This window comes from Pseudomonas lurida (genome assembly GCF_013522705.1).
Classification (GTDB): Bacteria; Pseudomonadota; Gammaproteobacteria; order Pseudomonadales; family Pseudomonadaceae; genus Aquipseudomonas; species Aquipseudomonas quebecensis.
In genome coordinates this window covers 81,905-101,754 of the sequence record NZ_JAAMRE010000019.1, presented here as the reverse complement: position 1 = coordinate 101,754, position 19,850 = coordinate 81,905, and the positions used below count along the sequence as shown (strand labels likewise).

The following is a 19,850-nucleotide window of genomic DNA, read 5'->3' as shown; positions in this document are numbered from 1 at the left end:
TGCCTCGTGGTGTGAGGGTCTGACGGTCAGGTAGGCAACGTGCCGCAGGGCGCGGCCAGGATCGGTCAGGCGCGCCAACGCCAGCGGGCCAGGGCCTTCATGACTTTCATCCAGAGCTTGCGAGTGACCACCACGATGGCATTTCCAGAAGGGGACGGATCAAGGTCGGGCAACGTTATCTCAGCGCCCGCTCCCAGGCAACCGGGGATTAGCCGTCGCAGGTCATCGATCACCAGCGCCGGCGATTCTTCAGCAATCGGCCGACCATGGTTGTAGCCGTAACTGAGCGCCACACACTGCACGCCCGCCGCCTTGGCCGCCAGCACGTCACTGCGCGAATCGCCGACGAACAACGACTGGGAGGCCGGGATATTGGCCATTTTCATCACAAAAAACAGCGCCGCCGGGTCTGGCTTCTTCTGCGGCAAGGTATCGCCGCCGATGATCCAGCGGAAATAACGACCGATTTTCATCTGGTCCAGCAACGGCGCGACAAAGCGCTCCGGTTTGTTGGTGATCAGGGCCATTTCCACGCCCTGCTTGCTCAACCATTTGAGGGTGTCCCGCACGCCGGGGTAGACCACGGTCAGCTCGTGGCCGCCTTCATACGCTTCGTTGAACAATTCCAGCGCCCGCTCGGCCTCGACGTCATCGACACCTTCGGCATCGATGTGATTGGCCAGGGCGCGGCGCACCAGCATCTGCGCGCCGTTGCCGACCCATTCGCGCACAGCCTCAATGCCCACCGGCTTGCGCCCCAGCTTGAGCAGCATCTGGTCCACCGCCGCCGCCAGGTCGGGCACCGAATCGATCAACGTACCGTCCAGATCGAACATCACCAGCCGTGGCAATTTGCCGGGGAACAACTGCTCAAAGCCGCTCATGGACGCGCCAGCGCCAGTTCGGCGCGCATCGTGGCGATGACGTCCTGATAGTCCGGGGCGTTGAAGATCGCCGAGCCGGCCACAAACGTGTCGGCGCCGGCGGCGGCGATTTCGCGAATGTTGTTGACGTTAACTCCACCGTCGATTTCCAGGCGGATATCACGCCCCGACGCATCGATCAGCGCGCGGGCTTCGCGCAGCTTGTCGAGGGTGCCGGGGATGAACTTCTGCCCGCCGAAGCCTGGGTTGACACTCATCAGCAACACCATGTCGACCTTGTCCATTACGTACTTGAGCACGTCCAGCGGCGTGGCCGGGTTGAACACCAGGCCGGCCTTGCAGCCGCCTTCGCGGATCAACTGCAGAGTGCGATCCACATGCAGCGAGGCTTCCGGGTGAAAGGTGATGTACGTGGCGCCGGCGTCGACGAAGTCGCCGATGATGCGATCCACCGGGCTGACCATCAAGTGCGCGTCGATCGGCGCGGTGATGCCGTACTTGCGCAGCGCCGCGCAGACCATCGGGCCGATGGTGAGGTTGGGCACATAGTGGTTGTCCATGACATCGAAATGGACAAAGTCGGCACCGGCGGCCAATACCTTGTCCACTTCTTCGCCCAGGCGGGCGAAGTCGGCGGAGAGAATCGATGGGGCAATGACGAAGGGCTGCATGACACACCTTTTCTGAGCTAAATCACGATGGCGCGCATTGTATACCTCATGCTTTGCCGCGCGCACCGTGACCTGGCTCAATGGCTAGTAGGCGGCCCGGTAGATTTTCTCGATGTCGGCCGCGCTGAGCTTGCGCGGGTTGTTGCGCATCAGGCGCTCGATACCTGCCGCCTCGGCCGCCATGGCGGGGATGGCATCCTCGGTCACTCCGAAATTGCGCAGCCCGGAGGGAATCTCCACATCCGCGCACAGGCGCGTCATCGCGTCGACGGCCCGGTCGGCGGCCTCAGTGACGCTCAAGCCTGCCACTTCTACCCCCATCGCCTCGGCGATGTCGCGCATGCGTTCGACACACGCCAACTTGTTCCAGTGCATCACATAGGGCAGCAGCAACGAATTGCTCACGCCGTGTCCGACGTTGTAGCGCCCACCCAGCGGATAGGCCAGCGCATGCACGGCACCCACGCCGGCGTTGCCGAAAGCCATCCCGGCCATAAGACTGGCGGTGGCCATATCATCGCGCGCCTGCAGGTTGGCCGGATTGGCGTAGGCCTTGGGCAGCGCGTTGACGATCAGCTTGATCGCGCCAATGGCCAGCGCATCGGTGATCGGCGAGGCGTTGAGCGACAAGTAGGATTCGATCGCGTGCACCAGCGCGTCCACGCCACTGGCGGCGGTGACGCTGCGCGGGCACGTCAGGGTCATCTGCGGGCTGATCAGCGCGACATCCGGCAACAGGTAGTCGCTGACGATGCCTTTTTTAAGCTGGGCGACCTTGTCGGAGAGGATCGCCACATTGGTCACCTCCGAACCGGTGCCGGCGGTGGTGGGAATCGCAATCAGCGGCGGGCCTTTGCGCGGCACCTGGTCGACGCCGAACAAGTCTTGCAGCGCACCGTGGTAACCGGCATAGGCGGCCACGCTTTTGGCAATGTCGATGGCGCTGCCGCCGCCCACGCCGATCAGGCCGTCGTGCCCACCGTCACGGTACGCCTGCATGCAATCCTCGACGATGGCAATCTCGGGGTCGGGCTTCACGCGGTCGAAAATCTCGTAACTGCGCTCGCCCAAATGTTCAAGCGCCAGCGCCACCGTGCCGGACTGGACCAGTGCAGCATCGGTGACGATCAGCGGGTTATCCACATCCAGGCGCGTCAGCTCGGCGGCCAATTGCTCGATGGCACCGGCGCCGGTCAGTAGTTTGTGGGCGATCTTGAATGAGGAAGTACTCATGTGCGCGGCCTCTTTTTAATGGATGGGCTGGCACAAGAGTAGCTGACTGAAACAGGTTGTCTTCCATTCAGCGGCTGAATGGTCAAGGAACCTACGTGGGAGGGGCAGGCCTCTCCCGCAGTTTGATCTGTATTGACCTTTAAACCTGGGCGGTGCGCAGTTTCTCGCTACGCCCGCGCAACCACTCAAGGGTCAGCAACAGCAGCACCGAGAAGGCAATCAGCAACGTCGCCGCTGCCGCGATGGTGGGGCTGAGGTTTTCGCGAATGCCGCTGAACATCTGGCGAGGCAAGGTCGCTTGCTCGGGCCCGGCGAGAAACAGCGTCACCACCACCTCATCGAACGAGGTGGCAAAGGCAAACAGCGCTCCGGAGATCACCCCCGGCGCGATCAACGGTAATGTCACCCGGCGAAACGCCGTCAACGGCGAAGCCCCCAGGCTGGCCGCCGCACGCACCAGGTTATGGTTGAACCCCTGCAAAGTGGCGGACACGGTGATGATCACGAACGGCACACCCAGCACCGCATGCACCACGATCAGCGAGAAGAAACTGTTGCCCAGGCCCAACGGCGCGAAGAACAGGTAGCTGGCCACGCCGATGATCACCACCGGCACCACCATCGGCGAAATTACCAGGGCCATCACCAGCGCCTTGCCGGGGAAGTGCCCACGGGTCAGCCCGATGGCCGCCAGGGTGCCGAATACCATGGCCAGCACCGTGGCCGCCGGGGCGACGATGATGCTGTTTTTCAGCGCGCGCATCCATTCCGCCGAAGCGAAGAAATCCTGGTACCAGTGCAGGGAGAAGCCTTGCAGCGGGTACACCAGAAAACTGCCGCTGTTGAACGACAACGGGATGATCACCAGCACGGGCAGTATCAGAAACAACAGAATCAGGCCGCAGAGAATCCGCAAGCTGTAAAACCACACCCGTTCCACCGGTGACATATAAGGGCTCAGCATCGCAACGTCTCCTCAGCTCAGGCGCAGGCGGCTGGCGCCTACCAGCCGGTTGTAGATCAGGTACAGCAAAACCGTCGCCAGCAGCAGCAGGCCGCCCAGCGCCGTGGCCATGCCCCAGTTGATGCTGGTGTTGGTATAGAAGGCCACGAAGTAGCTGACCATCTGGTCGTTCGGGCTGCCCAGCAGCGCCGGGGTGATGTAGTAACCAATCGCCAGGATGAACACCAGCAGGCAACCGGCGCCGACGCCGGCGTACGTCTGCGGAAAGTACACGCGCCAGAAACTGCTGAACGGATGGCAGCCCAGGGAAATCGCCGCACGCATGTAGGTCGGCGAGATGCCCTTCATCACGCTGTAGATCGGCAGAATCATGAACGGCAGCAGGATATGCACCATCGAGATATAGACTCCGGTGCGGTTGAACACCAGCTCCAGAGGCTTATCGATCAAGCCCATGCTCAACAGCGCGCTGTTGATCAGGCCACCGGATTGCAGCAGCACGATCCATGCCGCCACCCGCACCAGGATCGAGGTCCAGAACGGCAGCAGCACCAGGATCATCAGCAGGTTACTTTTGCGCGCCGGCAGATTGGCCAGCAAGTAGGCCAACGGATACGCCAGCAGCAAACAAATGGCGGTGATCACCAGACCCATCCAGAAGGTACGAGCGAAGATATCCAGATAGATCGCCTGGTCTGGAGTGGCCGGCGCCACTTCGCCGAGGTCGTCGATACGGTGATCCACGGCCGCCAGCAGGTAAAAAGGCGTGACGCTGCTGGTATTGCGCCGGATCGCCTGCCAGTACGCCGGGTCGCCCCAGCGCTCATCAAGGTTTTCCAGCGCTTCTTTATAAGAGGCGGGCGCGTCGGTAAACGGCAGCGCCCGCGCGGTTTTAGTCAGCAGGCTGCGATAGCCGGCCAGTTCCATGTTCAAGCGCTTGGACAGATCGCCCAGGGTCTGGTTTTTGCGCGCCTCGCCCAAGTCCTCGCTGAGGGCCTGGTACACCGGCTCACCCGGCAGGCCACGCCCGTCCCACGCCTTCACCGCCACCACGGTACGCGGCAAACCGCCCACCACTTCCGGGTTGCCGACGCTTTTGTAGAGCAGCGCAACAATCGGCACCAGGAACACCAGCAGCAAAAACAGCACCAGCGGCGCAATCAAAGCCTGGGCTTTCCAGCGATTGAGCCGCTCCGCACGCGCCAGGCGCTGCTTGAGGGTGGGGCTGTCGACCTCGTTAGAGGGAACGGCGATGGCCATGGCTGACTCCGAAACTTGAAAATGAATGCAATCGCTCACACACAAGAAATCCCCTGTGGGAGTGGGCTTGCCCCCTCCCACAGGGTTATGCGGTGTTACTTGGCAGCCCAGGAATTGAAGCGCTGCTCGAGCTGCTCGCCGTTATCCGCCCAGAAGCTCACGTCGATCTGCACCTGGTTGGCGATGTTTTCCGGGGTGGTCGGCATGTCCTTGAGGATGTCCTTGGCCAGCAGCGGGACGGCTTGGGTATTGGCCGGGCCGTAGGCGATGTTTTCCGAGTAGGTCTTCTGCTGCGGCGGCGCGACCGAGAAAGCGATGAATTTCTTCGCCGCTTCGGCACGGTCCTTGGCCAGGCCTTTTGGAATGGCCCAGGCGTCGAAGTCGTAGATACCCCCGTTCCACACCACTTTCAGGTTGCTTTCTTTCTGCACGGCGGCGATGCGACCGTTGTAGGCCGAGCTCATCACCACGTCACCGGAGGCCAGGTACTGCGGCGGTTGAGCGCCGGCTTCCCACCATTGAATCGACGGCTTGAGTTCATCGAGTTTCTTGAACGCACGGTCCTGGCCATCTTTGCCGGCCAGCACTTTGTAGACGTCCTTCGGCGCAACGCCGTCGGCCATCAGCGCGAATTCCAGGGTGTATTTGGCGCCTTTGCGCAGGCCGCGCTTGCCCGGGAATTTCTTGGTGTCCCAGAAATCCGCCCAGCTGGTTGGCGCCGAAGTCAGTTTGTCAGCGTTGTAGGCGAGCACCGTCGACCATACGAAGAAGCCCACCCCGCACGGCTGGATCGCGCCCTTCACGTAGTCGGCGGTGTTGCCAAACAGTTTCGGGTCCAGGGGCTCGAACATGTCTTCGTCACAGCCACGGGACAGTTCCGGCGACTCCACTTCCACCAGGTCCCAGGACACGCTTTTGGTGTCGACCATGGCTTTGACCTTGGCCATTTCACCGTTGTATTCACCGGCGACGATCTTGCCGTTGCCTGCGCTTTCCCACGGTGCGTAGAAGGCCTTGACCTGCGCCGCCTTGTTCGCGCCGCCGAACGACACGACGGTCAGGTCCGGGCCGGCCATGGCATGCGTTGCGCCCATCAAGCCAATTGCCAGGGCCGAATACTTCAGGGATCTCAACATTGTTGTTCTCTCCACGTGCAGGGTTGGTGAAGCCATGGGGGCGATCAATTCGCCTCTAGAAGTGGGTCGAGTGCGCGAACGTGCTCGACTTGCCAGCCAATCGGTACCACGTCGCCGACGGCCAGCGCTGGGTCCAGCTCGGCGATCGGTTGTTTCACAAAAAAATCGGTCTTGCCGCAGACTTCCAGGCGCACGCGCACGTGGTCGCCCAGGTAGATGAACTCCGCCACGCGCCCCGAGAAGCGATTGACGCAGCTTTCGCTGGAGCCATTGAGGCTGACGCGTTCCGGGCGCACCGACAGCGTCACCGGGCCGCCGACCTGGCCGACGTTCACCGCCAGCGCCTCGACCTTCTCGCCCCGCGCCAGCTCAACCACGCAACGTTCGCCGCTGCGGCTGTGCAGGCGGCCGTTGAGACGGTTGTTTTCGCCAATGAAGTTAGCTACGAAGGTGTTCTTCGGCTCTTCATACAGGGTGCGCGGCGCGGCGATCTGCTGGATCTCGCCTTGGTGGAACACCGCCACGCGGTCGGACATGGTCAAGGCTTCGCCCTGGTCGTGGGTCACGTACACCACGGTTACGCCGAGGCGCTGGTGCAGGTGCTTGATCTCCATCTGCATGTGTTCGCGCAGTTGCTTGTCGAGGGCGCCGAGGGGTTCGTCCATCAGCACCAGTTGCGGTTCGAACACAAGCGCCCGGGCCAAGGCCACGCGCTGTTGCTGACCGCCGGAGAGCTGCGCCGGGTAGCGCTGGGCGAAGGCGTCGAGTTGGACCATGCTGAGCACGCGCTTGACGCGCTCGCTGATGTCGGTCTTGCTCAAACCGCGCACCGACAATGGGAATGCGAGGTTCTCGGCAACGGTCATGTGTGGGAACAACGCGTAATTCTGGAACACCATGCCGATATCGCGCTTATGCGGCGGCACGTTGTTGATGGAGCGCCCGGCCAGCTGGATTTCACCGGCGGTCGGCGTTTCGAACCCCGCGAGCATCATCAGGCTGGTGGTCTTGCCCGAGCCGGAAGGCCCAAGCAAGGTGAGGAACTCGCCCTTGCGAATCTCCAGGTTGAGGTCTTTGACGATCAGGTTCTCGCCGTCGTAGCTTTTCTGCACGCCACGAAAGCTGACCAGCACATCATTTGAATCCACCTCGCTCATACCCGCACCTTTTATTTTGGACTGCTGTGGCACAAGCGTAGTCCAGGCGCGAAGCCCCGGAAATCGGGGGCCAGGAGAGAATCACATCAGCCGGCTGGAAGGTTGGGGGTAGGGATCGCCCTACACCGATGGCGGGTACCGGACAGTGCGGCGGCAAGAACCCCGCTGCAAGCGGCAAGAATGGGTGCGGCGCGGTTTTGCGGGGTGTCGCAAATAGATATGCCGCTACAGAAGCTTGTGTTCCATGGCGTACCGCACCAGCTCGGCCAGGGAGGTGATATTAAGCTTCTGCATCAGGCGCGCCTTGTGGGTGCTGATGGTCTTGCTGCTGAGGGCCAGTTGCTGGGCGATGTCATTGACATTGGCGCCCTGCGCCAGGCGTTCGAACACCGAGAACTCGCGCTCCGAAAGCAATGAATGCAGGGGGCGGGCATCGGTGAGGCCGACTTCGAAGACCATCCGGTCGGCCAGGTCAGGGTCGATATAACGCCCGCCGGCCGCCACCTTGCGAATCGCCGTGAGCAGCAACGCCGGATCACTGTCCTTGGTGGCGTAGCCGGCGGCGCCGACCTTCAAGGCCCGCGCGGCCATCTGCGCTTCGTCATGCATCGACAGCACCAGGATCGCCGGCGGGTTGTTCAATGCACGAATCCGCGCAATCGCTTCCAGGCCATTGACGCCGGGCATTGAGATGTCCAGCAGCACCACCTCACAGGCGACGTGGCGCAGCGTCTCCAATAACTGCTCGCCATTGCTCGCCTCCCCCACCACCTGCAGGTCTTTGGCCAGGCCGATCAATTGCTTGATGCCTTCACGGACGATGGTGTGGTCTTCGGCTACCAGTACACGTATCACAAGGGCTTCCTCTTATTGTCAGGCATCCAACGGCACCGTCACGCTCAGGGTGGTGCCCTCCCCCTGCTCGCTGTGCAGGCTCAGTTGGCCGCCCATGATCAACACCCGCTCGCGCATGCCGACCAGGCCGAACGAGGTCGCTCGACCTTGGGCCGGAACGAAGCCGACACCATCGTCACTGATGGTCAGGCGCAGGTCGGCGCCTTCGATCGCCAGGCTCAGTTCCACAGTATGCGCCTGGGCATGGCGCATCACATTGGTCAGTGCCTCTTGCAGGATGCGAAACAGGCCGACGGCCTTGGCGTCGCTCAGCGCCGGCAGGTTATCCGGCACTTGCACCAGGCAAGGAATGTGCGTGCGCGCTTCGAAGCGCCGGGCCTGCCACTCGATGGCCGAGGCAATGCCTGCGTCGAGAATCGGCGGGCGCAACGCGGTAGCCACGTCGCGCACCAGTTGGAACAGCTGAGCGATCAGGCGCTTCATGCTGTTCAAGCGCTCATGCAGGCCGGGGTCCAACTGCGCGTAGGCCAGCTCGCACATCGAGGTTTCCAGCTTGAGCACGGTGAGCATCTGCCCGAGTTCGTCGTGTACTTCCCGGGCGATGCGGGCCTTTTCTTCTTCGCGCACGGTTTCCAGGTGGGCCGACAGCTCGCGCAGTTGCGCCTCGCTTTGCAACAGGGCGGCCAGGGTGCGGCGCAGTTCGGTGACGTCGTTGAGGTAGACCACCAGGTATTCGGCGTCGGCAAAGCGTACAAAACTCAAGGAGACGTTAGCCGGCAGGATGCTGCCATCGGCGCGCACACAATCGGTGGCGAAATTCTGCGGCCCCTCTTCGCTGGCCCGCGCGCGCTTCCACAGGTTGAGCCAGCGGTCCATGTCCAGCGTGGGGTCAAGGTCGACCAGCGGTCGCTCGATCAAAGCGCCGGGGCCATAACCGAGCATGGTCTCGGCCGCCCGGTTGGCATAGCGTACATGGCTGTCCCAGTTGACCCAGAGAATGCCGACAGTGCTTTGATCGATGGAAAACTGCGTCAACCGTAACGCCTGGGCACCGGCGGCGCGGGCGGCGCTTTCTTCACGGGCGGCCAGCAGATCGTGTTCCAGCTGGCGCTGGTGGCGGCGCTGCCAGACCACCACCGCCAGGCTGGCGAGCAGCAGCAGGCCCAGCAACAGGCTGAGGTTTTGCCACAGCCCGGGAGATTGCGACAGCCGAGGGTATTGGGGCTGCAGCCAACGGGTGTGCAGTTGGTCCAGGTCACGGGCGGGGATGGCGCGCAGCGCGCTTTCCATGATGCCGGCCAGCTGCGGCCATTCGCGGCGGGTGGCCACGCGCAAGAGTTGCGGCAGGCCGATATCGCCCACCACCGCCAGCCCGGCGAATTCCGCCTCCGCTGATAAACGGCTCAGTTGCGCTTCATCCACCACGGCGTAGCGCGCCTGCTGGCTGACCAGCAACTGCAGGGCCTGACGCTCCATGGGCACGCCTTGCAGATTCAGATTGGGGTACGTGCTGCGCAGGTAATCGGCCACGGCGCTGGGCATGCGCACCGCGACGCGAGATTGATCATCGAGTTTTTCCAGCTCCACCGCACCGCCGCCCTCCCGAATGCCGACCACACGCTGGGGCACGCGCATGTAGGGGTCGCTGAACAACCACAGGCGCAGGCCGGCCGGGGTTTGCTGCAGGCCGGGCGCGATGTCCACTTCACCTTCGCGCACAGCCTCTTCGAGCTGCTCCTGAGAGGGAAAATTGCGCCAGGTCAGCTCGATATTCAGCGCCTTGGCCAGCCACTGCATCAACTCAACGTTGGCCCCGGACAAGCGCTGCAGGCGCCGATCGTATTGCGCATAAGGCGCTTGCAGCACCACACCCACGCGCAGTTCCGGGTGCGCCGCCAGCCATTCGCGCTGCTGCGCGGTCAACTGCGCCGGCCCGACGGCAGACGCGGGAGCGGCGTTTGCCATCAAGGCAACGCACCAACAGCCGATAACCAGCAGACAGCGAAAACCCATGATCCACGTCTCACATCACTGACAAATACTGACCAACCCATTAGGCTGCTGGAATCACTTCTGGCCGGGAATTAACGATGCCCTTTCACCACCGCTCGGCACTGCCAGCATTGTGCCTGTCGCTGCTTTTTACCAGTGCCTTTTCCGTACAGGCCGCTGACGCTCCCGCGCCAGAAGCCGAAAAGCCCGTGGAACGCCAACCTCTGCCCGAACGCAGCCAGGCAGAGGCCAGCGCTCTGGAACGCAAAATCCCGCAACAGGAGCAACAGCAATTACAGGCCGGCAGCGATTCTTTCCTGGCCCTGTGGAAACCGGCCAACAGCGCCGAACCCGAAGGTCTGGTGATTATCGTACCGGGCGCCGGTGAAAATGCTGACTGGCCGCAGGCAATCGGCCCGTTGCGCCGCAAATTGCCGGACGCCAATTGGGGCAGCCTGAGCCTGTCGTTGCCGGACGTCAGCGTAGACACGCTGCCGCCGCGTGTCATGGAAGCGCCCAACGCCACGGTCGACACCAGCAGCAAGGAAGCCAGCACCGCCGACAAACCCATCGAGCAAGCCGCCAGCGCCGAAGCCGAGGGCACCGACCCTTCGGTGGTTCCGGGTGCCGACGAGCAGGATAAAACCGATGCGTCGCGTATCTTTGATCGCATCGACGCCGCCGTGGCGTTCGCCCAGACCCAAAGCGCACGCAGCGTGGTACTGCTCGGCCATGGCACCGGGGCCTGGTGGGCCGCGCGCTACTTGAGCGAGAAGCAGCCGGCCCAGGTGCAGAAACTGGTCATGGTCGACGCCAAGACACCCCGCGGCCGGCAGCCGGATGTGCAGCAACTGGCCCCAGGCTTGAAACTGCCGACCGCCGATGTCTTCTATCAGGATATCCCGCAAGCCAGCAAAAACGCCGTGGCCCGCCTGCAAGCGGCCAAGCGTTTGAAGAATGACGGCTATAAGCAGGTGTCGCTCAAGACCCTGCCCGGCAACAGCGCCGCCGAGCAGGAGCAGCTGTACCGCAGGATCCGCGGCTGGTTAAGCCCCCAGGCCAACACAGATTGAAGAACAGCACTCCCTTGAACGGCGGCGACTAACGAAAATCCCGGCGTTCGCGAATCAATGCGTAGGCGTTATGCAACTCGCGCGTGCGTTCGGTAGCTTCACGCACCTGCGCCGGGCTGGCGCCGGTGCCGGCGATCTTGTCCGGGTGGTGGCGGCTGAGCAGGCGGCGATAAGCACGCTTGATCGCCGACGGTTCCGTGGTAGCCGTTACTCCGAGCAGGCGCAAGGCGTCTTGATAACTCGCGCCTCGGTTCGCCAACGGCTTGCGCTCGGGGGTGTAGTCAGCGGCCAAAGCCTTGAGCTGTTGCGGTGTCCAGCCGAGCCAGCGGCCCCATTGATTGATCAGATCGCGCTCGGCATCGTCCGCGCGACCGTCCGCCCAGACCATCCGCCAACACGCTCGCAATACGCCTTCGGCGGCATGGGGTTGAGCCTTGAGCACGCGCAGGTACCTGCGCACACGGTCAGAACCGGACTTGCCCCGGTTGAACGCCGCAATCGCCCGACGCTGGGCCGATGCGCTCATGTCCAGCGCGCGCATCTCTTGCCGCGCCTGCTGGATATGCCCGTCCACGACGCGGCCATTGCTCTTGGCCAGCCGCCCCAACAACACAAACAGCAATTCGTCATTGCGTAACGCCGGGCGGCCGCCCAGGCGTTCGCGCAACTGCGCCCAACTGTGCAGTTGCAGGCGACGATCCAACGCCTGCCCCAACAGCGCCCCTAACAAAGCCCCCGGAATACTGGCAATGGCATAGCCAGCCCCGGCGCCGATCAGCGTCCCTGGCCACAACATGCTACTGCCCCGCTGTGAGCAGGGTTTCGACTTGCGCCAGGCGCTCCAGCGTGCCGACATCAATCCAGCGTCCTGCCATGTGCTCCCCCGTTACCTGACCTTTCGCCATGGCCGCCCGCAACAGCGGCGCCAGCTTGAAGGCACCCGCGCTGCAACCCGCGAACAACTGAGGGTGGAGCACGGAAATGCCACTGAAGGTCAGGTTATCGGCACCGGGCGCCGCATCATGAAGCAGACCGTGATCCAGGTAGAAGTCACCACCCGACGGGTGATGCGCCGGGTTATCGACCATGACCAGGTGCGCCAGGCCCTGGAGCGGTTGCTTGAGCCGGCTGAAGTCGTAATCGGTCCAGATATCGCCATTGACCACCAGGAAGGGTTCGTCTCCTAACAAAGGCAGTGCCTGGAAAATCCCGCCGCCGGTCTCCAGCGGCTCGCCTTCCGGGGAGTAACGGATGCGCAGACCAAATTGCGCGCCGTCGCCCAGGTAGCTTTCGATCTGCTGGCCAAGCCAGGCATGGTTGATCACGATGTCGGTGAAACCGGCCCTGGCCAGTGCCTCCAGGTGATACTCGATCAAGCGTTTGCCGCCGGCCTGCACCAGCGGCTTGGGCGTGTGCAAGGTGAGCGGACGCATCCGCTCGCCTTTGCCGGCGGCCAGGATCATGGCCTTCATACCACCGCCTCCGCGGGCTGGCGCAGGCTGGTCAACAATTCGGAGAGTTCGCTCAGCTCCGAACGCTCAGCCAAGACCGCCTCTATAAAGGCGAAGAAGCGCGGCACGTCCGCCAGATAACGAGGCTTGCCGTCGCGATGGCAAATACGCGCAAAAATACCGATCACCTTGAGGTGGCGCTGCACGCCCATCAGGTCGCTGGCACGCAGGAACTCATTGAAATCCGTCTGCACCGGAATACCCAGTTGCACGGCGCGCTCCCAATAAACACGCTGCCATGCCCGCACACGGGCCTGGGGCCAGCTGAGAAAGGCGTCCTTGAACAGGCAGGTGATGTCGTAGGTGACCGGGCCGTAGACCGCATCCTGGAAATCCAGCACGCCGGGGTTCGGCTCGCTGATCATCAGGTTGCGCGGCATGTAGTCGCGGTGCACCAGCACCTTCGGCTGCGCCAGGGCGCTGTCGATCAACTGGTCGCTGACGCGCTGCCAGAGCGCTTGTTGCTGGGTATCCATGTCGATACCCAGGTGGCGGCGCACGTACCACTCGGGAAACAGTTCCAACTCGCGACGCAGCAGGGCGACGTCGTAACTGGGCAGCGGTGCATCCATTGGCAACTGCTGGAAGGCCAGCAAGGCATCGATGGCGTCGGCGAATAATTGATCGGCGTTGTGCTCGTCGATCACGTCCAGGTAGGTTTTTGTGCCCAGGTCATTGAGCAAAAGAAAGCCTCGCGGCAGATCCTGCGCATAAATTTTTGGAACATTTATGCCCGACGTCGCAAGTAAATGGGCGATATCGACGAAAGGTTTGCAGTTTTCCTGGGGGGGCGGCGCGTCCATTACCACGAAAGTCCGGCCACCGCCCTCCCATCGAAAGTACCGCCTGAAACTCGCGTCGCTGCTGGCCGCGGTCAATGTGGCCGGGGGTACGACGCCCCAGTCCTGAGCGTTGAAAAGGATCGGCAACTGCTCATCCAGCCAGACTTTCAGCTGTTGTAAACGTAGATCTTGCTCGGGCATTACAAGGGTCTCCGACGGCGCTAGCCGTCAAGCGGGTCATGCTTTATTATCACGCATCTTTTTCAGACCATCGAGAGGCGTGCGGCCCACACCGCGGGCAGATGGCACGCAGGAAGCCCGGACTAATAAGATGGCATTGAAATCCCCCGCGTTTCGTAGAAAATTTCCGTTGCTGGTAACCGGCAGTCTGCTGGCCATGCAACCCTTCGCCACCTCATTCGTGGTCGCCGCGGAACAGTATGACTGCTCAGTCTCTGCTTCGGGTGCCTGGGATTGCGCGCCGAAAACCGCCGCAGCCCCGCTACCACCGCGTCCGGTGCATGACGGCGCTGCCGTCAGCTCGGCCAACAGCACGGCACAGGCCGAGGCGGGTGGCAGCACCGAGGCCGAGCCCAAGACCGCACTGGTCACCGAAGCCAAGGGCCGCGGCCTGCGTTCGCGCAGCGCCGACTACAGCCACCTGGATTGGGTGCCGCGCGACAAGCTGACCGCAGCCCAATTGGCCGAAACCGGTCCATATTGCGGCGGTGCGTACATCGAACCGACGCGTCCGGGCATGAACGACAAGACGAACAAGAGCGACGCGCCGACCTTCATCGGTGCCAAGGCCTCTCGTTACGAGCAGGAATCGCAAGTCGCGACCCTGGCCGGTGATGTCGTCATGCGCCAGGGCAGCATGCAGCTCGAATCCCAGGAAGCCAGCCTGTACCAGGCCGAGAACCGTGGCGAGCTGAACGGCAACGTGCGCCTGCGTGACAACGGTGCGCTGATCGTCGGCGACCACGCCCAGGTTCAACTGGACACCGGCGCCGCGCAGATCGACAACGCCGAATATGTGATGCACAAGTCGCGAATCCGCGGCAACGCGCTGTACGCCAAGCGTGCCGAAAACGCGATCATCCGTCTCAAGGACGGTACGTACACCACCTGCGAGCCGGACAGCAACGCCTGGCAGCTCAAGGGCAACAACATTACGTTGAACCCCGCCACCGGTTTCGGCACGGCGACCAACGCGACGTTGCGGGTCAAGAACATCCCGATCCTGTACACCCCTTACATCTATTTCCCGATCGACAATCGTCGTCAGTCCGGTTTCCTGCCGCCGAGCTTCGCCACCGGTGGCGAAACCGGCTTTGCCCTGACCACGCCGTACTACTTCAACCTGGCGCCGAACTACGACGCCACGTTGTACCCGCAATACATGACCAAGCGCGGCCTGTTGATGGAAGGCGAATTCCGCTACCTCACCAAGTCCAGCGAAGGTCAGTTCGGCGGCGCGTACCTGAACGACGACAACGACGAGCGCAGCAAGCAGACCGATTACGAGAAAACTCGCTATATGCTCAATTGGCAGCATAAGGGTGGGTTGGATTCGCGGTTGTCGACTCAGGTGGATTACACCCGGATCAGCGATCCTTATTACTTCCAGGATCTGAAAAGCAACCAGATTGGGGTGGAGTCTCAGGACTACTTGAACCAGCAAGGTGCATTGACCTACCGTGGCGACACATATACAGCGCGCTTGAGCCTCCAAGCGTATCAATTGGCGACTATCTCCCAGATCACCCCTTATGACAGACTGCCGCAGATCACATTCAGTGGCGCACTGCCGTACCATCCCGGTGGTTTAAATTTTTCCTATGAGACTGAAGCCGTAAGGTTTGACCGTGACCTAAAAACAGGTACGTTCACGGGGGAGAATGGCGTTCCAGATAAGCGATTGGATGAGTATGTTTCCGGGTTGAACCGCGTCAATGGCAACCGTTTGAACGTAGCGCCCACAGTTGAGCTACCACTCAACTGGACGTATGGTTTTATTACCCCCAAGCTCAAGTACGTCTACACCAAATATGATCTGGATCTAGACAGCCGAGGCCAAAACGACCTGATCGCAGCGCAGGATGCCGCTATGGCAGCCAACACTCGCTACACTGGCAGCAAGTTCTCGAGTTCTCAGGATCGAGCGATCCCCATCGCAAGCATTGACAGCGGTCTTTATTTCGACCGGTCGACGCAATGGTTTGGTAAGAATTACTCCCAAACCCTCGAACCTCGCTTGTTCTATCTGTATGTGCCCAATAAAGACCAGAACGACATACCTATTTTCGATACTGCGGAAACCTCGTTCAGCTACGCGTCGCTGTTCCGAGATAACCGGTTTGTCGGTAACGACCGTATCGGTGATGAAAACAAGTTGTCCTTGGGTGTAACCAGCCGCTGGATTGAAGAAAACGGTTTCGAACGGCAGCGCATAAGCGTAGGCCAGGCACTTTATTTCAAAGACCGCGAGGTTCAATTACCAGGTATCTTGGCCGCTGACCGTGCTGATTCCCAGACAGACATATCCCCTGTTGCACTGGACTACGAGTTCCGCTTCAACCGCGACTGGCGCGCCACTGCCGACTACAACTGGGACACCGAAGAACACAGTCCTCGCTCCGGCAGTGCGATGTTCCACTACCAACCGGAAGACAACCCCAACAAGGTGGTCAACCTCGGTTATCGCTATCGCAACGACCAGGTGGTTTACAACCAGTTGACCGGCAAGTGGCAGTTCGGCGGGGACTACGGCACCCAAGGTCAACCGAACTTCGTGAAGGATTACTACAAGATCCAACAACACGACTTCTCGATGATGTGGCCGATCATTCCGCAGTGGAACCTGATCACCCGCTGGCAGTATGACTATGCCCGCAACCGCACCCTGGAAGCTTTTGGTGGTTTCGAATACGACAACTGCTGCTGGAAATTGCGCGTCATCAACCGTTACTGGGTATCCAACGACGAATATACCCAGCTCGCCCCGCTTAACGAAAAGGGTGACCACGGGCTCTTCTTCCAGATCGTCCTCAAAGGACTCGGCGGCCTGACCGGCGCCAAGGTAGAGAGCTTCCTCGACAAAGGCATTCAAGGTTATCGTGAACGTGAAGATCAAGCTTTCTGATTGTCTGCGCCCGCTCGTACTGGGCGCGCTGTTCCTGGGGACCGTCTCGGCACACGCGGCGGTCCAACAGTTGGACAAAGTGGTGGCCATTGTCGATAACGACGTGATCATGCAGAGCCAACTCGACCAACGGGTCAAGGAAGTTCAGCAGACCATCGCCAAGCGTGGCGGCGGTGTGCCACCTACCAGCGTGCTGGACCAGCAGGTGCTGGAACGCCTGATCGTCGAGAACCTGCAATTGCAGATCGGCGAACGCTCCGGCATCCGTATCTCGGACGAAGAGTTGAACCAGGCAGTGGGCACCATTGCCCAGCGCAACAACATGAGCATTGACCAGTTCCGCGCGGCGCTGGCTCACGATGGTTTGTCCTACGAGGACGCCCGTGACCAGATCCGCCGTGAAATGATCATCAGCCGTGTACGTCAGCGCCGCGTCGCTGAGCGCGTCCAGGTTTCGGAGCAGGAAGTGAAGAACTTCCTGGCATCGGACCTGGGCAAGATGCAGCTTTCCGAAGAGCTGCACCTGGCCAATATCCTGATTCCGACCCCGGACAGCGCCAACTCCGAACAACTCAATGCGGCAGCTGCCAAAACCAAGGCGATTTATGATCGCCTCAAGGCCGGTGCCGATTTCGCGCAAATGGCGATCGCCCAGTCCGGCAGTGACAATGCCCTTGAAGGCGGTGATATGGGCTGGCGTAAAGCCGCTCAATTGCCACCTCCGTTCGATCGTGAACTGAGCGCCATGGAAGTGGGCGGCATTACTCAGCCAGCTCGCACGCCAGGCGGTTTCATCATCCTCAAGTTGCTCGAGCGCCGTGGCGGCCAGACGTCGTTGAAAGACGAAGTGCATGTTCGCCACATCCTGGTCAAGCCAAGCGAAATCCGTAGCGAAGCGCAAACCAAGGAGCTGGCCGAGAAGATCTACGACCGTATTCAGAACGGTGAAGACTTCGCCACCCTGGCCAAGAGCTTCTCGGAAGATCCGGGTTCTGCCCTCAACGGCGGCGACCTGAACTGGATCGATCCGAAAGCCTTGGTACCAGAGTTCCAGCAGGTGATGGCCGATACTCCGCAGGGCGTGTTGTCCAAGCCGTTCAAGACGCAATACGGCTGGCATGTCCTGGAAGTCCTTGGCCGTCGTGCCACCGACAACACCAGCCAGGCTCGCGAGCAACAGGCTCTGAACGTGCTGCGTAACCGCAAATACGACGAAGAGCTGCAAACCTGGTTGCGTCAGATCCGTGACGAAGCCTATGTGGAAATCAAGCTGCCAGGCGCCGGACCAACAGGCACCGACCAGGCAGCCCAGTGAAACCAAAGCGTTTCGCGGTGACTCCCGGCGAGCCCGCCGGCATCGGTCCAGACCTGTGCCTGCTGCTCGCCTCGCAACCTCAGCCACACCCCCTGATTGCCATTACCAGCCGTGGCCTGCTCGTTGAGCGGGCCGCGCAGCTGGGTGTGGCTGTCACCCTGTTGGATGCGTCACCGGGCAATTGGCCTGACGCGCCCGCGCCCGCCGGCAGCCTGTACGTGTGGGACACCCCGCTGCAGGCCAAGGTCGTAGCGGGTCGCCTGGACAAGGCTAACGCGGCATTTGTGTTACAGACCCTGACTCGCGCCGGGCAAGGCTGCCTCGACGGCGACTTCGCCGGCATGATCACCGCGCCGGTGCACAAGGGCGTGATCAACGAGTCCGGCATCGCGTTTTCCGGACACACCGAGTTTCTCGCCGAGCTGACTCATACCGCGCAGGTGGTAATGATGCTGGCCACGGGCGGCCTGCGTGTGGCGCTGGTGACCACACACCTGCCCTTGCGCGAGGTGGCCGACGCCATCACCGCCGAGCGTATAGAGCGCGTGACTCGCATCCTGCACGCCGACCTGCGCCACAAATTCGGCATTGCCCAACCGCGTATCCTGGTCTGCGGGCTCAACCCTCATGCCGGAGAAGGTGGCCACTTGGGCCATGAAGAAATCGACATCATCGAACCCACCCTGGAGCGTCTGCGCCAAGAAGGCATGGACCTGCGCGGCCCGCTGCCCGCAGACACTCTGTTTACCCCCAAATATCTGGAGCACTGCGATGCAGTGCTGGCGATGTACCATGACCAGGGGCTGCCGGTGCTGAAATACAAAGGCTTCGGCGCCGCCGTCAACGTGACCCTGGGCCTGCCGATCATTCGTACCTCCGTCGACCATGGCACCGCCCTGGACCTGGCGGGCAGCGGCAAGATCGATACCGGCAGCCTGCACGTGGCCCTGGAAACCGCCTACCGGATGGCCGAGACCCGTATATGACCGAGCATTACCAACACCGGGCGCGTAAGCGCTTCGGGCAAAACTTCCTGCACGACGCTGGCGTGATCGACCGAATCCTGCGCTCTATTCATGCCAAGCCGGAAGATCGCCTGCTGGAAATCGGCCCGGGCCAGGGAGCATTGACCCAAGGCCTGCTGGCCAGCGGTGGGCAGCTGGACGTGGTGGAACTGGACAAAGACCTGATCCCGATCCTCAATCAGCAGTTCGCCGGTAAGCCCAACTTCAACCTGCATCAAGGCGATGCACTGAAGTTCGACTTCAATACCCTTAACGCCGCGCCCAACAGCCTGCGCGTGGTGGGTAACCTGCCGTACAACATTTCCACGCCGCTGATTTTCCACCTGCTGAATAACGCCGGGATCATCCGCGACATGCACTTCATGCTGCAAAAAGAAGTGGTGGAACGCCTGGCTGCCGGCCCTGGCGGCGGTGATTGGGGCCGCCTGTCGATCATGGTTCAATACCACTGCCGCGTCGAACATCTGTTCAACGTCGGCCCGGGGGCCTTCAATCCGCCGCCGAAGGTCGATTCGGCCATCGTACGCCTGGTTCCCCACGCAGTGCTGCCACACCCGGCCAAGGATCACAAACTGCTTGAGCGCGTCGTACGCGAGGCGTTCAACCAGCGGCGCAAAACCCTGCGCAATACGCTCAAGGCGCTGTTGAGCAACGCCGAGATCGAAGCCGCCGGCGTCGACGGCAGCCTGCGACCCGAACAACTGGATCTGGCCGCGTTCGTGCGCCTGGCTGACCAGTTGGCCGTCCAGCCTGCGCCAGCCGCGGACTGAGCCTGCCGTGCACCAGGCCGGACAGCATGTCTGGCCTAGTACACACTTCTTGGCCTAGACTGATCCGCATCTGCTGT

Annotated in this window: 17 protein-coding genes; 5 read left to right on the top strand and 12 right to left on the bottom strand. The window is 61.7% G+C overall.

What is annotated here, in order from left to right:
• Window positions 1-65 precede the first annotated feature (65 nt).
• The 9 genes from G7025_RS16700 to G7025_RS16660 all read right to left on the bottom strand — a co-directional run bounded on the left by G7025_RS16700 (window position 66) and on the right by G7025_RS16660 (window position 10,173).
• Window positions 66-884: a phosphoglycolate phosphatase gene (locus tag G7025_RS16700; protein WP_181080248.1), complete on the bottom strand. Its 819-nt coding sequence runs from the start codon at window positions 882-884 to the stop codon at window positions 66-68.
• The gene (gene rpe, locus G7025_RS16695; protein ID WP_181080247.1) at window positions 881-1,555 is read right to left on the bottom strand and encodes a ribulose-phosphate 3-epimerase; all 675 of its coding nucleotides are present in this window, start codon (window positions 1,553-1,555) and stop codon (window positions 881-883) included. The genes G7025_RS16700 and rpe overlap by 4 nt, the downstream gene beginning before the upstream one ends.
• 84 nt (window positions 1,556-1,639) lie before the next feature.
• Window positions 1,640-2,788 (bottom strand): iron-containing alcohol dehydrogenase, encoded by a 1,149-nt coding sequence (locus G7025_RS16690; RefSeq protein WP_181080246.1) that lies wholly within the window; start codon window positions 2,786-2,788, stop codon window positions 1,640-1,642.
• A 139-nt stretch (window positions 2,789-2,927) separates the two neighbouring features.
• Window positions 2,928-3,752 (bottom strand): ABC transporter permease, encoded by an 825-nt coding sequence (locus tag G7025_RS16685; RefSeq protein ID WP_024077705.1) that lies wholly within the window; start codon window positions 3,750-3,752, stop codon window positions 2,928-2,930.
• A 12-nt stretch (window positions 3,753-3,764) separates the two neighbouring features.
• Window positions 3,765-5,012, bottom strand: coding sequence for an ABC transporter permease (locus G7025_RS16680; protein ID WP_181080245.1), 1,248 nt, complete (start codon window positions 5,010-5,012; stop codon window positions 3,765-3,767).
• A 95-nt stretch (window positions 5,013-5,107) separates the two neighbouring features.
• On the bottom strand, window positions 5,108-6,148 hold the full coding sequence (locus tag G7025_RS16675) for an ABC transporter substrate-binding protein (protein WP_181080244.1): 1,041 nt from the start codon (window positions 6,146-6,148) through the stop codon (window positions 5,108-5,110).
• Between the two features lie 44 nt (window positions 6,149-6,192).
• The gene (locus G7025_RS16670) at window positions 6,193-7,305 is read right to left on the bottom strand and encodes an ABC transporter ATP-binding protein (RefSeq protein WP_040267156.1); all 1,113 of its coding nucleotides are present in this window, start codon (window positions 7,303-7,305) and stop codon (window positions 6,193-6,195) included.
• Between the two features lie 225 nt (window positions 7,306-7,530).
• Window positions 7,531-8,160 carry a response regulator gene (locus tag G7025_RS16665; RefSeq protein WP_034101058.1) on the bottom strand — a complete coding sequence of 210 codons (630 nt, stop codon included), beginning with the start codon at window positions 8,158-8,160 and terminating at the stop codon, window positions 7,531-7,533.
• Between the two features lie 18 nt (window positions 8,161-8,178).
• A complete protein-coding gene (locus tag G7025_RS16660) occupies window positions 8,179-10,173 on the bottom strand; it encodes a PAS domain-containing sensor histidine kinase (RefSeq protein WP_181080243.1) in 1,995 nt (664 codons plus the stop codon).
• A gap of 77 nt (window positions 10,174-10,250) precedes the next feature.
• Between G7025_RS16660 and G7025_RS16655 the strand changes: the two genes are divergently transcribed.
• On the top strand, window positions 10,251-11,225 hold the full coding sequence (locus G7025_RS16655; RefSeq protein ID WP_181080242.1) for an alpha/beta hydrolase family protein: 975 nt from the start codon (window positions 10,251-10,253) through the stop codon (window positions 11,223-11,225).
• A gap of 28 nt (window positions 11,226-11,253) precedes the next feature.
• Here the strand turns inward: G7025_RS16655 and G7025_RS16650 are convergent, their stop codons facing one another.
• The 3 genes from G7025_RS16650 to G7025_RS16640 are packed head-to-tail and all read right to left on the bottom strand — an operon-like array spanning window position 11,254 to window position 13,719.
• The gene (locus tag G7025_RS16650; RefSeq protein ID WP_181080241.1) at window positions 11,254-12,021 is read right to left on the bottom strand and encodes a TerB family tellurite resistance protein; all 768 of its coding nucleotides are present in this window, start codon (window positions 12,019-12,021) and stop codon (window positions 11,254-11,256) included.
• A 1-nt stretch (window position 12,022) separates the two neighbouring features.
• Complete coding sequence (gene murU / locus G7025_RS16645) at window positions 12,023-12,697, bottom strand: N-acetylmuramate alpha-1-phosphate uridylyltransferase MurU (RefSeq protein WP_181080240.1); 675 nt, start codon at window positions 12,695-12,697, stop codon at window positions 12,023-12,025.
• On the bottom strand, window positions 12,694-13,719 hold the full coding sequence (locus G7025_RS16640) for an aminoglycoside phosphotransferase family protein (RefSeq protein WP_181080239.1): 1,026 nt from the start codon (window positions 13,717-13,719) through the stop codon (window positions 12,694-12,696). The genes murU and G7025_RS16640 overlap by 4 nt, the downstream gene beginning before the upstream one ends.
• Window positions 13,720-13,849: 130 nt before the next feature.
• Here G7025_RS16640 and G7025_RS16635 point away from each other — a divergent pair, with 130 nt between their 5' ends.
• Genes G7025_RS16635 through rsmA form a run of 4 tightly spaced genes read left to right on the top strand, consistent with a single transcriptional unit; the run spans window position 13,850 to window position 19,773 of the window.
• Complete coding sequence (locus tag G7025_RS16635; RefSeq protein ID WP_181080238.1) at window positions 13,850-16,663, top strand: LPS-assembly protein LptD; 2,814 nt, start codon at window positions 13,850-13,852, stop codon at window positions 16,661-16,663.
• Window positions 16,638-17,978, top strand: coding sequence for a peptidylprolyl isomerase (locus G7025_RS16630; protein WP_181080237.1), 1,341 nt, complete (start codon window positions 16,638-16,640; stop codon window positions 17,976-17,978). Before G7025_RS16635 ends, G7025_RS16630 begins: the two co-directional genes overlap by 26 nt.
• Window positions 17,975-18,964 carry a 4-hydroxythreonine-4-phosphate dehydrogenase PdxA gene (gene pdxA, locus G7025_RS16625; RefSeq protein ID WP_181080236.1) on the top strand — a complete coding sequence of 330 codons (990 nt, stop codon included), beginning with the start codon at window positions 17,975-17,977 and terminating at the stop codon, window positions 18,962-18,964. The genes G7025_RS16630 and pdxA overlap by 4 nt, the downstream gene beginning before the upstream one ends.
• The gene (gene rsmA / locus G7025_RS16620) at window positions 18,961-19,773 is read left to right on the top strand and encodes a 16S rRNA (adenine(1518)-N(6)/adenine(1519)-N(6))-dimethyltransferase RsmA (protein ID WP_181080235.1); all 813 of its coding nucleotides are present in this window, start codon (window positions 18,961-18,963) and stop codon (window positions 19,771-19,773) included. Before pdxA ends, rsmA begins: the two co-directional genes overlap by 4 nt.
• Window positions 19,774-19,850 lie beyond the last annotated feature (77 nt).

Coding starts and splice junctions, on each gene's coding strand:
- G7025_RS16700 (WP_181080248.1), bottom strand. CDS start 884: ATGAGCGGCTTTGAGCAGTTGTTCCCCGGCAAATTGCCACGGCTGGTG.
- rpe (WP_181080247.1), bottom strand. CDS start 1,555: ATGCAGCCCTTCGTCATTGCCCCATCGATTCTCTCCGCCGACTTCGCC.
- G7025_RS16690 (WP_181080246.1), bottom strand. CDS start 2,788: ATGAGTACTTCCTCATTCAAGATCGCCCACAAACTACTGACCGGCGCC.
- G7025_RS16685 (WP_024077705.1), bottom strand. CDS start 3,752: ATGCTGAGCCCTTATATGTCACCGGTGGAACGGGTGTGGTTTTACAGC.
- G7025_RS16680 (WP_181080245.1), bottom strand. CDS start 5,012: ATGGCCATCGCCGTTCCCTCTAACGAGGTCGACAGCCCCACCCTCAAG.
- G7025_RS16675 (WP_181080244.1), bottom strand. CDS start 6,148: ATGTTGAGATCCCTGAAGTATTCGGCCCTGGCAATTGGCTTGATGGGC.
- G7025_RS16670 (WP_040267156.1), bottom strand. CDS start 7,305: ATGAGCGAGGTGGATTCAAATGATGTGCTGGTCAGCTTTCGTGGCGTG.
- G7025_RS16660 (WP_181080243.1), bottom strand. CDS start 10,173: ATGGGTTTTCGCTGTCTGCTGGTTATCGGCTGTTGGTGCGTTGCCTTG.
- G7025_RS16655 (WP_181080242.1), top strand. CDS start 10,251: ATGCCCTTTCACCACCGCTCGGCACTGCCAGCATTGTGCCTGTCGCTG.
- G7025_RS16650 (WP_181080241.1), bottom strand. CDS start 12,021: ATGTTGTGGCCAGGGACGCTGATCGGCGCCGGGGCTGGCTATGCCATT.
- murU (WP_181080240.1), bottom strand. CDS start 12,697: ATGAAGGCCATGATCCTGGCCGCCGGCAAAGGCGAGCGGATGCGTCCG.
- G7025_RS16640 (WP_181080239.1), bottom strand. CDS start 13,719: ATGCCCGAGCAAGATCTACGTTTACAACAGCTGAAAGTCTGGCTGGAT.
- G7025_RS16635 (WP_181080238.1), top strand. CDS start 13,850: ATGGCATTGAAATCCCCCGCGTTTCGTAGAAAATTTCCGTTGCTGGTA.
- rsmA (WP_181080235.1), top strand. CDS start 18,961: ATGACCGAGCATTACCAACACCGGGCGCGTAAGCGCTTCGGGCAAAAC.